The organism is uncultured Planococcus sp. (assembly GCF_947501725.1).
Taxonomy (GTDB): Bacteria; Bacillota; Bacilli; order Bacillales_A; family Planococcaceae; genus Planococcus; species Planococcus donghaensis_C.
The window spans coordinates 283,095-295,508 of sequence record NZ_CANMXD010000002.1 but is presented as its reverse complement, the minus strand read 5'-3'; the positions used below and the strand labels follow the sequence as shown (position 1 = coordinate 295,508).

Annotated in this window: 13 protein-coding genes; 2 read left to right on the top strand and 11 right to left on the bottom strand. The window is 46.8% G+C overall.

Annotated features, from left to right (window positions below; genetic code table 11):
- Window positions 1-46: 46 nt before the first annotated feature.
- From Q0785_RS03710 to Q0785_RS03660, 11 genes are all read right to left on the bottom strand, one after another.
- Window positions 47-763, bottom strand: coding sequence for a PspA/IM30 family protein (locus Q0785_RS03710; RefSeq protein ID WP_298825631.1), 717 nt, complete (start codon window positions 761-763; stop codon window positions 47-49).
- A 297-nt stretch (window positions 764-1,060) separates the two neighbouring features.
- Window positions 1,061-2,275, bottom strand: a complete 1,215-nt coding sequence (locus Q0785_RS03705; RefSeq protein WP_298825628.1) for an acyl-CoA dehydrogenase family protein — start codon at window positions 2,273-2,275, stop codon at window positions 1,061-1,063.
- A gap of 14 nt (window positions 2,276-2,289) precedes the next feature.
- The gene (locus Q0785_RS03700; protein ID WP_298825625.1) at window positions 2,290-3,453 is read right to left on the bottom strand and encodes a CoA transferase; all 1,164 of its coding nucleotides are present in this window, start codon (window positions 3,451-3,453) and stop codon (window positions 2,290-2,292) included.
- Between the two features lie 539 nt (window positions 3,454-3,992).
- On the bottom strand, window positions 3,993-4,310 hold the full coding sequence (locus tag Q0785_RS03695; protein WP_298825622.1) for a DUF3870 domain-containing protein: 318 nt from the start codon (window positions 4,308-4,310) through the stop codon (window positions 3,993-3,995).
- 69 nt (window positions 4,311-4,379) lie between these two features.
- Complete coding sequence (locus tag Q0785_RS03690; protein ID WP_298825619.1) at window positions 4,380-5,573, bottom strand: M20 family metallopeptidase; 1,194 nt, start codon at window positions 5,571-5,573, stop codon at window positions 4,380-4,382.
- Between the two features lie 134 nt (window positions 5,574-5,707).
- Window positions 5,708-6,121, bottom strand: a complete 414-nt coding sequence (locus tag Q0785_RS03685; protein ID WP_298825616.1) for a hypothetical protein — start codon at window positions 6,119-6,121, stop codon at window positions 5,708-5,710.
- A gap of 163 nt (window positions 6,122-6,284) precedes the next feature.
- Entirely contained in the window at window positions 6,285-6,986 is a 702-nt protein-coding gene (locus Q0785_RS03680; RefSeq protein WP_298825613.1) for a lactate utilization protein C, read from the bottom strand.
- Window positions 6,979-8,415 (bottom strand): LutB/LldF family L-lactate oxidation iron-sulfur protein, encoded by a 1,437-nt coding sequence (locus tag Q0785_RS03675; RefSeq protein WP_298825610.1) that lies wholly within the window; start codon window positions 8,413-8,415, stop codon window positions 6,979-6,981. Before Q0785_RS03675 ends, Q0785_RS03680 begins: the two co-directional genes overlap by 8 nt.
- A gap of 2 nt (window positions 8,416-8,417) precedes the next feature.
- Window positions 8,418-9,149 (bottom strand): (Fe-S)-binding protein, encoded by a 732-nt coding sequence (locus Q0785_RS03670; RefSeq protein ID WP_298825607.1) that lies wholly within the window; start codon window positions 9,147-9,149, stop codon window positions 8,418-8,420.
- 121 nt (window positions 9,150-9,270) lie between these two features.
- The gene (locus Q0785_RS03665; protein WP_298825605.1) at window positions 9,271-9,978 is read right to left on the bottom strand and encodes a FadR/GntR family transcriptional regulator; all 708 of its coding nucleotides are present in this window, start codon (window positions 9,976-9,978) and stop codon (window positions 9,271-9,273) included.
- Between the two features lie 752 nt (window positions 9,979-10,730).
- Window positions 10,731-10,949: a hypothetical protein gene (locus Q0785_RS03660; RefSeq protein ID WP_223635543.1), complete on the bottom strand. Its 219-nt coding sequence runs from the start codon at window positions 10,947-10,949 to the stop codon at window positions 10,731-10,733.
- Window positions 10,950-11,167: 218 nt separating this feature from the next.
- On the opposite strand from Q0785_RS03660, the gene Q0785_RS03655 reads away from it, so the two are divergent.
- Both Q0785_RS03655 and Q0785_RS03650 read left to right on the top strand, forming a co-directional pair.
- Window positions 11,168-11,542 carry a GntR family transcriptional regulator gene (locus Q0785_RS03655; RefSeq protein WP_298825601.1) on the top strand — a complete coding sequence of 125 codons (375 nt, stop codon included), beginning with the start codon at window positions 11,168-11,170 and terminating at the stop codon, window positions 11,540-11,542.
- Window positions 11,542-12,414, top strand: coding sequence for an ABC transporter ATP-binding protein (locus Q0785_RS03650; RefSeq protein WP_298825598.1), 873 nt, complete (start codon window positions 11,542-11,544; stop codon window positions 12,412-12,414). Before Q0785_RS03655 ends, Q0785_RS03650 begins: the two co-directional genes overlap by 1 nt.

The following is a 12,414-nucleotide window of genomic DNA, read 5'->3' as shown; positions in this document are numbered from 1 at the left end:
TGCCGGCCTCCTTTCAGCTTAAAGGAAACTGTCCGTACTGCAGCCATCATTCATTTTTGCCCAACTGGCTCTTCAACTCTTCCAGTTCATCGTCTACATTGATGCCGGCTTTCAATGATTCCAGTTCGTCATCAACAGAAGTATCACTGTCGTATTTCGAAGCAAGATCCTTGATGTCTGTCTCCGAACCTTTGTTCAATTCCGACATGGCGATGGCTTCATCAAGCTCCTGGTTGATTTTCTGTTCCATCTTGTCGAAGGCGGAAATCCGTTCGCCTGCTCCGTCCACGGAAGAAGCAAAATCGTTCATGCGTTTTTGCGTCTTCGCGACCGATGCCTTTCCTTTCAGTTCTGAGCGGCGGGACTCCAGTTCGCCGATATCCGATTCCAGTTTGTCATGCATTTGGCGCATCTGCTGCGTATTGGCGGCTGCAAGCTCAACAGCCGTCTGTTTGTCTGTCACCTTTTCGGAAAGCTCCGCCTTGCGCTGCAGGAATTTCCGCGCGTCGTCTTCGTTGCCGGCTTCCAATGCTTTTACGGCATAGCGCTGCATGTCGCCGATTTCTTTTTCCAGCTCTTCAAGTTCACGCCGCTCGCGCTTTTCAGCCGCCATGATTGCTGCCGTCTCCGATTTCACTTTCCCGAGGTCGCTGTTCAAATCACGCAGATACTGATCGATCATCTTTTCCGGATCCTCTGCCTTATCCAATAGAGCGTTGATATTGCTTGTCATAATGTCTTTGAACCGTTTTAGAATTTCCATCATCATTCTCCTCTTTGTCTGGTTTTTTTCGGGACTGCCGAGCAGTCTCTTTCTTACTGAAAGATTACCCTTTACCTGTAAAGATTAAGCCTGCAAACAGTCCGGGCTGCCTGCTGATGCATGTACGTGATGAAAAGATTTCTTCTTATCAGTATATCGCATTGCCGCCTCCAGGTAATCTCTGGAAAGAGAATAGTCGATTAAATGAAATCAAAAAAAAAAGCCGTTAAACACCCCTGAACCTAGCTTCAGTTCATCGGGGTGCTTTCGGCTTTTGTTTCCTCTGCATTCTATTTCTTAATGGATGGCTGTTGGGTCGTTTTGCTGTTCCCATGCCGGCAATGTTTTCGACAAGGCTTTGTCTTCCTTATAACCAAGCACGTATTCCGCCTGCATAATTGTGTGGATTTCACGTGTTCCTTCGTAGATGACCGGCGCTTTTGAATTTCGCAGATAGCGGCTGACCGGATATTCATCCGAGTAGCCATAGGCGCCGTGGATTTGGAAAGCATCGTCTGCTGCCTGATTGGCAAAATCACAAGCCTGCCATTTAGCCAATGACGTTTCCCGGGTGTTGCGTTTCCCTTGGTTCTTCAATTCGCCAGCGCGATAGACAAGCAGGCGGCTCATCTGAAAACCCGCTTCCATTTTCGCAATCATCTGCTGGACCAATTGATGCCGGCCAATTTCCTTGCCGAATGTCTGACGTTCATGGCAATAGTTGACGCTCGCTTCCAGACACGCCATGATCTGGCCGACTGCTCCCGCTGCCACTGTGAAACGGCCGTTATCCAGTGCCGCCATGGCAATCTTAAAGCCCTCACCTTCTTCGCCCAGCAAATTCTCTTGTGGGACTTTGACGTCTTCAAAAAACAATTCGCCCGTGTTGCCTGCCCGTATGCCATGCTTGCCTTTGATAGCTTTGGAAGAAAACCCTGGCCATGTACGTTCCACAATAAAAGCGGAGATCGCTCCATGCTTTTTCGACTGCTCACCCGTATAGGCGAAAACCAGGAAATGGTCTGCCACATCGCTTAGAGAAATCCAGGTCTTTTGCCCATTCAATACATAATGGTCGCCTTGTTTCACGGCGGTCGTCTTCATCGCTGCTACATCCGATCCGGCACTCGGTTCCGTCAATCCGAATGCACCGATCTTCTCGCCTTTGGCTTGTGGCACTAAATATTGCTGCTTCTGTTCTTCCGTCCCCCATTGGAGAATCGTCAGGCTGTTGAGGCCCGTATGGACAGAAACGGCGGTGCGGAAAGCCGTATCGCCCCGTTCCAACTCCTCACAAACAATTGCCAGCGAATTATAATCCATGCCGCTGCCGCCGTATGCTTCTGGTATGCAGACACCCATCAGCCCGAGGTCAGCCAGCTTGCCGTAAATTTCCGGATCCGATTTGCCTTCACGGTCCCATTCCTCGATGTATGGCATGATTTCCTTGTCGACGAACCCTCGTGTCGTGCGACGCAGCATTTCCTGTTCTTCTGTGAATGAAAAATTCATGATAAATCTCCCCTTTATAAATTAGTGGTTTGTCGTGTAGTATATCGTCCTAAAATCTCATCGTTATGTTCTCCCGGATTCGGTGGATGCCGTTTCACTTTGACGGGTGTTCGCGACAATTTCAGCGGACTGCCGATCATCTTGATTTTTCCAGCTGTCGGATGATCATGCTCGATGAACATATTGCGCGACTGCAGCTGCGGATCCTTGACCACGTCCTGCATGGTCTGAATCGGGCCTGCCGGAATCTTGTGTTCCCTGCACAAGGCCTGCCAATGGGCCGTTTTTTCTGTCAATAAAACCTGCTGCAGCAAAGGCACCAGCCTTTCCCGGTTCTCCACCCGTTTTGGATTGGTCCGGTAGCGCTCATCCTCTGCGTATTCCGGTGTTCCCAACACCGCACATAATGCTTTGAATTGATGGTCATTGCCAACAGCGAGCACCATTTCCCCATCAGCAGTCTGAAATGTTTGGTAAGGTACAATATTGGCATGTGCGTTGCCTAAAGCCGTCGGCACTTTTTCATTCATCAAATAATTGCTGCCTATATTGATCAACGCACTGACTGCTGTATCGTATAAGGAAATATCCAGCTTTTGCCCTTTGCCCGAACTTACGCGTTCCAGCAGTGCCGCCTGAATGCCGATGCAGGCATATAATCCCGTCAACACATCCACAATCGCAACCCCTGACTTCTGAGGTCCTGATTCCTTGGTTCCCGTGATGCTCATCAAGCCGCTCATCGCTTGGATAATAAAATCATAGCCCGGCACATCACGATCCGGCCCTGTTTCGCCGAAACCGGTGATGGAACAGAAGACGATACGAGGATTGATATGCGACAAGGTATCGTAGCCCAATCCGAAGCGTTCCATGGTGCCAGTCTTAAAATTGCTGACGATCACATCACTTTCTGCAGCAAGCTGTTTGATGATCGCCACGCCTTCCTCCGTTTTCAAATCGACCGTAATTGCTTTTTTATTGCGGTTGGCACTTAAATAATAAGCGCTTACATCATTTCGAAAAGGTGGTCCCCATTTTCGTGTTTCATCACTGCCGCCGGGAGACTCCACTTTTATGACTTCCGCTCCCAGATCCCCAAGAATCATCGTGCAATATGGACCTGCAAGAACCCGCGATAAATCGAGTATTTTTATGCCTTCCAATGCCCCGGTCATTTTCCACGGCTCCTTTCAATGCTGTTCCCATACAAAAAAGCCAATCCAAAAAGACAACAGCAAAACTGCTTGTCTGAATGAACTGGCTTTTATCTACGTATGAAATTTCCGGAAAGAAATTTCGGCAGACTAGGCAGTATGGGTATTTCTTCTTTTACATGCTCAGCTTGATCGTACGGAAAGAGCGCTGTCGCGTTCTGGCACGATTCTTATTGTCACTGTAATACAGAAACCAGAGTTTGTAAATATCAAAAAGTCTTTTATTTTTAATATTCCGTAAACTTTATAAGTTGAACTAAAGAATTATCATTTCTATACCGCTTCGGCGCTATGGACAACGCACAGGTGCGCCATCCGTGTATACCGACCGGAGCTGAGAGAATGCTCTAGAGATATGGAGCAAAACAGCGCAGACGCCCAGGGGGCCAAGCGAAGTGCTGAGATCCACTCGGGCGACGAGCCCGAGTTAGCTCAGCGCGAGCCCCCAGGCAAGCAAGCTGTTTTGCGGAATATCGGTTATTAAAAATTATTAGTTCAACTTATATAGTTGTTTCTTTATGGGCTTCGTAATGCTTATGTAAATCCTTCAAAGCAGATGCCAATGCATTTCCCGCTTTTCCAAGGTAATGGGTTTTGATGGCGGCCAACGGTTTTTCGATGCCATCCTGCAAGCTGTGCCCCCTCAATAATTGATGGACAAACTCCTGTCCGTGAACAGTCGCCAAGGTGCAGCTGGCCGCTACAATCACACTGTATTTCTTGTCGATTTCTGCGGTGATGGTCAAGGTCTCATACATATTCTGCGCCGCCATGCCAGCCGGCAGCCTAGCGTGGCCCGCAATAAAAACAGTATTCATGATTTTTTCCTCCTCGGCATTTCTCTGAATCTTTGTTCGTCAAAACTTAAGATTTGCTGGAAGCAATCGTCACTCTCCCCTTCCACAATAAGCCCCTACCACTGCAGCCATGGCTTTCGCACTGATCAACAGGCTCTTTTCATCGATTTCGAATTTCGGATGATGATGCGGATACGATTCTTTTCCTTCAGGCTTTGCACCGACATAGAAAAAGCAGCCCGGCTTTTCCTGCAGATAATAAGCGAAATCCTCCGAGGGCGGCTGCGGTGCAACTTCTGTGACAGCCGACACTTCGGGGATAGCTGCCTCTTCGAGTGCTTGGCGAACCTGTTCGGTGACTCCCGGATCATTATAGAGAACGGGGTAATCATTGGCGTATTCTAAAGTGGTCTCTACACCAAAAGAAGTTTCCAACCCTTCCGCAAATTGGCGAACCTGTTTTTCCACCAACTCCCGGGATTCATGCGACATGGTCCTTACATCGCCTTCGAGCGCGACAGAATCCTTAATGACATTGAACTGGCCCTTGCCGTCGAAGGAACCGATCGTCACCACAGCGGTATCGAATGGATCCATCCGCCGGCTGATGATGGTCTGGCAGTTCATCACAAAGGAACTGGCTGCCACAATCGCGTCATTTGCCATATGCGGTGAAGAGCCATGGCCGCCTTTCCCTTGGATATGCAGCTTGAAGCGGGCTCTCCCGGTTTGCGTATTGCCGCTTCGGTAAAAAATTTTGCCTGTTTCCATCGTCGACATGACATGGATTCCGAAGACCGCCTCCACGCCATCGAGAACTCCAGCTTTGACCATCCCGATTGCGCCTCCCGGCGGCATTTCCTCGGCCGGCTGGTGAATGACTTTGATCGTCCCTGTCAATTGACCTTTCAGCTCGGCCAAGGTTTCAGCAAGCACCAGCATATAAGCTGTATGTCCATCATGCCCACAGGCATGCATGATGCCTTCCGTTTTGGAGGCGAACGGCAGTCCCGTTTCCTCCTGGATCGGCAAGGCATCAAAATCTGCGCGGATCGCAATGGTCTTTCCGGGCTTTTCTCCCTTAATCGTTACAACGATGCCCCGATGGCCACCGACATCGGTTTCCACAGTATCCACCGGCACGTCTTTATAGAAATCCTCGATATATGCGGCAGTCTGTTCTTCTTCAAACGACAGCTCCGGATGCTCGTGAAGATGCCGCCTTATCTCAATGATGCGCTGTTCTTTGGCATCTAATCGTTTCATCAATTCTGCAGTAAGCATGGCAATCACTCCCTTCCTAGATTCTACACTTTCTTGGAAAAACAATGCTTTTCATCTTTCATGCTGTATAATTTCATAATAAAAAACCGTCTTTACCTATACCATGGAAAGTCCGGCTTGTTTGACTTCCCCCCTCACTGTTTTAGTTCTACTGCGGACCTTGAAAATTTATAGATCCCACAAACAACCAAAACAATAGCTGCAAGAACTAGAATAAGAAGCAGCTTGCCTTCATTGAAACTGTTTATGAACACCAATAGCAAAGCAGACATGGCAAACAGGACAGTAAAGCAACGTCTCAGCCATTTCAATCCAAAATATGCACCGGCGAGCGCCAAGAGGCCGTTCATGGTAAACAGCACCCAAACTATAGCGTCATTTCCCATTTCTGTATAGACCACCAATTGCTCCACTACAAAAGCCAGCGGCGTTAACGCTGCGTCCCGATGCCTCTTGCAAAATGGGATCAGTAAAAGCCCTAACAAAAAACTGTAGATCCGAACTGAAACCTCATCCAAAAGAAAAATGGAGCTGATCGCCAGCAGCATGAATGCGGTTACTGCAATAATGCCTCCACCTTTCTCTCTAACTTTTCCTCAAGCATTTAGCCTGCTGCGATTTCGAATACCTGTTAATTATTCTGCAGCACCGGCGAACAATCCTTTAAGTTGTTTAGGTGGCTCGCAGCGGCGGAAGACACGCAAACAATAATCATCGATCGGCCACTACGATATGCACCGCTTCTATCGGCCCATGCACACCAATGACGATATTCATCTCAATATCCGCACTATTGCTTGGCCCTGAAATGAAATTGATGCATGTCGAAAGTTCTTTGCCTTCACCAATCGATTTATGGATTGTCTGGGAAGCTTGCGTCATGCGGGGCACAATCGTCGATTTCGGGACGATGGCAACATAAGCCAAGGGCAGCAAGCTGACCGAACGGGCAATATCCTTATCATTGAATTGCACAACCGTACCCGACTCGGCTAAACTGACATCACTGAAAAACACTCCGATGGCAGCTTGTTTGGCTATTTCGATATTCTCTTCTCCCAATTCCGAATTCCAGACATGGGCGCCGCTGTCAGCCAATACGACATCCAGTCCATAGCCACTGAAACGTTCATCTTTTGTAGCCACAATCCGCCCACCTTCATACTTAGCGAAAGTATCCAACAGAACTTCACCAAGCCGCGCGCTATTTGTTTGAATCACGGTGGTTGTTTTTTCCATGCTGTTCTTAGTGAACACAGCGGCCAATTCTTCAGGAGATGCCTCTTTCAAAATTTCCAGCTGAGGACGATGCTTCCAATCGGGTCTAGTCACCTGTTTACTTTGCTCTCGTCCAAGCCTTGTAGAAATATTGGCTAAAAAATCCGATTTATTGTAGATCATCCCTTCAGCCATCTGTTCCTCCCCCTTTTTTATGATTATCGAACCATTTCCGGAAGTTGCTGTTTCCGGGTGCCGGGAAATCCCGTACAGCTGTCCAAAGCTTCATTGGCCCCGGACCACCCGAGATGCTGTCGTCTTTGACAAAAGGCTTCATCATGGCCGGCATCCCTTTTACTGTCAGACGGAAAAGTGAAGGAGAACTTGCACCGATGCCGAATGCTTTCATCGCCAATTTTTCACTGGTCTTCGCTTTTTCCTTCACATAAATTTCCCGATGCCGGATCAATTGCTCGTGAAGGGGAATTTTCACCGGACAAGCTTCGCTGCAGGCTGCGCAGAGGCTGGAAGCGAAAGGAAGTTCACCATACTCTTCATAGCCGCCGAGAATAGGAGACAATACAGCTCCGATCGGCCCTTGATAAATGGAGCCATACGCATGGCCGCCTATATGGCGGTAAACCGGACATACATTGACACAAGCCGCACATCGAATACAATGGAGCGCTGATTGAAACTCAGTGCCCAGCGCCTTCGAACGCCCTGCATCCAAAATCACCAAATGAAATTCCTTGGGTGCATCCACACTGTCTTCCTCCAATTGGGGAGTCAGGTTGGTGACATACGTCGTTATTTTTTGTCCGACTGCGCTTCTGCTCAGTAAGTTGATCATGACATCAAGCTCTTCCCAGGTCGGCACCAGCCGCTCCATTCCCATAATGCTGATCTGTGTCTCCGGGAATGTAGTGACCATATTGGCATTTCCTTCATTGGTCACAAGAGAAATCGTTCCCGATTCCGCTACTGCAAAGTTGCAGCCTGTAACTCCGATGTCCGCTTGCATGAAGGTTTCACGCAGTTGGCTCCGTGCAAAGGCAGCCAACTGCTTCGGTTCCTCGGTACCGGTGTAGTTGGCTTTATCCCGAAAAGTATCCCGAATTTGTTCTTTATTTTTATGCAGAGAAGGAACAACAATATGGGAAGGCCGATCATGGTCGTCGATCTGCAGGATGTATTCTGCTAAATCTGTTTCATACACTTCACAGCCGACTTCTTCCAGCGCTTCGTTGAGTCCGATTTCTTCTGTCACCATGGATTTTGCTTTCGTCACTTTTTTGGCGTTTTTCTGTTTAGCGACTTCCTGGATATAGCGGGTGGCGTCTTCCGCTGTAGCGGCGAAATACACATGGCCGCCCCTTTTCGAAAAGTTTTCACTTAATTGGTCCAAATAGAAATCCAGGTTTTCCAGCGTATGGCGACGAATCTCTTCGCCTGCGCTTCGCCACTCTTCCCAATCCCCTACCAGTTCATCTTCAACGGTCGCCAGCATTTTCTTTCCACGCAGCCGATCTTGGGCAGAACTCATGGCCTTTCTCATAAAGTCATCTTGCAGAGCTTCATCAACCCGACCCAAAAATGGTTTGCTTCCAATTTTCATCGCCATTGTCAGACGCTCCCTTCTACACGCGAATTAAGGATTTGTGCAATATGCTTCACTTCAATCGCTTTGCCTTTTCGATCAATCCGGCCTTTGATATTCATCATGCAGCCATTATCCGCCGCGATCAGAAGAGTTGCTGTTGTCTCCTCTACATGCCGGACTTTTTCATCCACCATCTGCTCTGAAATCGGCGCCATCTTAACGGCGAACGTTCCCCCGAATCCACAGCAATCGTAATTATTCGCGAGCGGCAGCATTTCAAGTCCTTCAACATTCGCCAACAGCTTAAACGGAGCTTCTGTTTCTTTCAATAATCGCATCATATGGCAGGAGGTATGGTACGTTGCGCGCGCTGGATACACTGCTCCTACATCTTCAATCTTCAACACATTGACGATGAATTGGGTGAACTCATAAGTTTTATCCGCTACCGTTTTTGCCCGCTCATGCCATTTTTCGTCATCCTTGAGCAACTCCGGATATTCTTTGAACATCGCAGCACAAGAACCGGATGGAGTCACGATAAACTCCGAGTTTTCGAAACTGGCGATCATCTGCTTTGCCGCTTTTTGTGCATCTTCCCGGTATCCGCTATTGTAGGCCGGCTGCCCGCAACAGATCTGTCCTTTGGGAAAATCGATATCGCACCCGAGCCGCTCCAAAACTTCCACAACATCTTTTGCGACATTTTGATAAAACATCTCTGAGAGGCAAGTAACAAATAAGGATACTTTCATGATCATCCACTCTTTCCATAGTTTTTTCATTCTAAGAGGAGAATATGATTCCTGCCCATAAATAGAACAGGTCATCATATGACTAGAGCGCAGAAGTCCGTCCTTTGGAAAATGAAGTGCGTTACTCGATATAGTGTGAAAGGACTTTTTCTACTCCAATTAAATGATTGAGCATGTTTTTTTGAGCTTCTTCTATATTTCGAGCTTTTATCGCTCGATAGATCAATTGATGCTCTTCGACTAAAGAAGCCATCATTTCTTCTGAATACAAAAGAAGCTGCCGTGTTTCCCGCATCGATTCAACCATAATTTCAGACACACTGGACATTAAATTGATCAACATCTTATTGTGTGTTGCATGAGCGATGGCCAAATGGAAATCCAAGTCTGCCTTCTCGCCTATTTCCCCTTGCCCTTTGGCTTCTTTCATCGCGTTTAAGGCTTCTTCCATCGCCATTAGATCTTCATCGGCATGGTTGATTGAAGCAGACGCTACCGCTCCGACCTCCAAAATTTTACGGACTTCTGAAAGTTCCTTGATATCCTCCCGTTTCATGAGAAGTGCAGAAGACAAAGGCAGGGAAAACTTTGAAGCATCGAATGAGGTGATATAAGTTCCTTCGCCTTGGCGCATTTCGACTAACCCCATAGCACGCAAACCACTCAAAGCTTCTCGTATCGCCGAGCGTCCAACATTGAAGTTTTTTGCTAATTGCTCAACAGAATCCAGTTTGTCACCTGTCTTAAATTGCCCGCTCTTGATCATTTCCAAAATGGAATCTGTGACTTCTTCGTATATCTTTCTTGTGCGAATTGGTTTAATGTCCATCATGTTCCTCTCCCGACTGATATATTCCTGAATCCACTTTACTAGAAACAAGGGAATTTAATGGGACGCTTCAAATTTACTAGCTCTCAACACAACAGGTCATCAGATGACTCTACATGAATTTATCCAATATTCTGAATTTAGTCAAGGTGTATTAATCCATTCTGCCAGTATTCACAGGTGGTAAGTGTCTTTTTAATATATGAAACTTTATCTTAGAATTATTCATTATATGTATTCATCATTGGCCCCACCGCATGTCGGCAAACTATTTCAGTACAGGAGAGATAGTGAAAGGACCTACTATTCAATTTTATTCATTTTCTTGGCACATGAATTCCACTTCGCATTCCTTCCTCCAAGTCATATGGCTACCGCATTTCTGAAAGCTCAAAGGAACTAACCCTCTATTTTATTCAGTTCTATTCCAATCAAGGTCTGAATAGATTGGAGTCGATTTCAATATGTGCATAAGTCATACGTTTAGACAGCTATCTCACATATATATTTTTATACAACAATAAAAGTATGGTCACTGAACTGTGGAAGTTAGTTAAAAAGAAACATCCATTATCACTTTCCGCTCTCTCATCTGCCAAACGATGAACTCTGTCTCTTGTTGCCTAACCATGAAAACCTATCAATTGAAGATTACGAATCCAAAGAATAGAGAATAGAAAAACCGGACCACTTATTTTCAAAGTTTGGTCCGGTTTTTTTCTATTATGCGGGTGCCAGGCACGCATACAATTTCAATCGTTTCTTCTTGCGTCTCCGGTACGTTTATCGGATACATCCTTAGAATATTCTTTCGCATCCTGCATTTCGTCTTTACCATCTTCATAATCAGTGGCTTCGTTATCTTTGTCGAAAGCTTCCTTGGTTTTCTTGACGGCTTTATCGATTCCGGAGTCCGGAGCACCGCTTGCTTGTTCTCCTGGTGATCGTCCTGCTGTACCTTTTCTTGTCATTGCTGATTCCTCCTATTTATAGGTTTTAATGATAGTTTCCACCTGTTTCGATACTAATCCTCTCTTCAACGTTTTCGATGCCATTGTGTGGTTGTCTGGCACTCAACCAATCCATAGTAAAGTTGAGTTGAGTAATTGACAAAAAAACAAAATGGCTATATGGTTATACACATAAGTATATAACCATGTTACCTATACCGTACGAGGAGGTGTTTGCAGTGAGCAATGCGTTTGATTCGAGTAAGCCGATTTTTTTGCAGGTCCGTGAATTGATTGAAGATCAGATTGTCAACGATCAACTGAAGGAAGGCGATCAGGCCCCTTCCACCAATCAACTTGTCAGCTTCTATAAGATCAATCATGCGACCGTTTCAAAAGGGATCAACCAGCTGGTGGAAGAAGGAATCCTATACAAGAAGAGAGGGATCGGAATGTTTGTAGCAGAAGGAGCAAAACAGACATTGGTGGGACAGCGTAAAGAAGCATTTGTCGATAATTATGTCCGGAGCCTTGTCCAGGAAGCTGAAAAACTTGGCATTACGCAGGACGAAATCATTGAACTGATCAAAAACACGAAAGGGAGTGAAGAATGATGGCTGCCAAAGTTGAGATGAAGAATATCACTTTGAAATTCGGAAAGTTCGAAGCATTGAAAGACATTTCACTGACACTCGAATCCGGCAAGATCCATGGTCTCATCGGACGCAATGGCGCCGGCAAGACCTCCCTTCTGTCTTTGCTGGCCGCCTTCCGTGAACCGACGCAGGGGCAGGTTGAGATCGACGGCGAACCCGTCTTTGAAAATTCGGAGAAGATGCAACAGATTTCGTTCATTTTTGAAAAGAACTATGCGGACGAATACGAAAAGGTTCCCGCAATGCTCGAGTTCTCGGAAAGATACCGTCCAAATTACGATAAGGATTATGCCAATCACTTGTTGAAACGCTTTAAGCTGCCGCTTGATAAACCCATCCACAAATTTTCCAAGGGAATGCAGTCGGCGTTGAATGTGGTCATCGGGCTTGCAAGCCGTACACCAATCACTATTTTTGATGAAGCGTACCTGGGCATGGATGCACCGGCACGCGAAATCTTCTATCAGGAGATTTTAGCGGACCAGGCGGAACATCCGCGGACGTTCATCCTTTCCACACATCTGGTTTCGGAGATGGATTATCTCTTCGATAATGTCGTCATCATCGACCAGGGGCGACTGCTGTTGAACGAAGAGTACGAAACCATTTCTGCACAGGGAGCTTCCATTACAGGAGCAGCCGATCAAGTCGACGCATTCGTTTCCGGTATGAAAGTTCTGAACGAACAAAAACTCGGCGGCACGAAATCGGTCATGGTCTATGGCACGTTAACTGAACAGAATCAGCTCACCGCACGGGAGCAGGGGCTTGAAATCGGTCCCGTGCCGTTGCAGGATCTGTTCATCCACTTAACAGAGGAGGCGCATTAA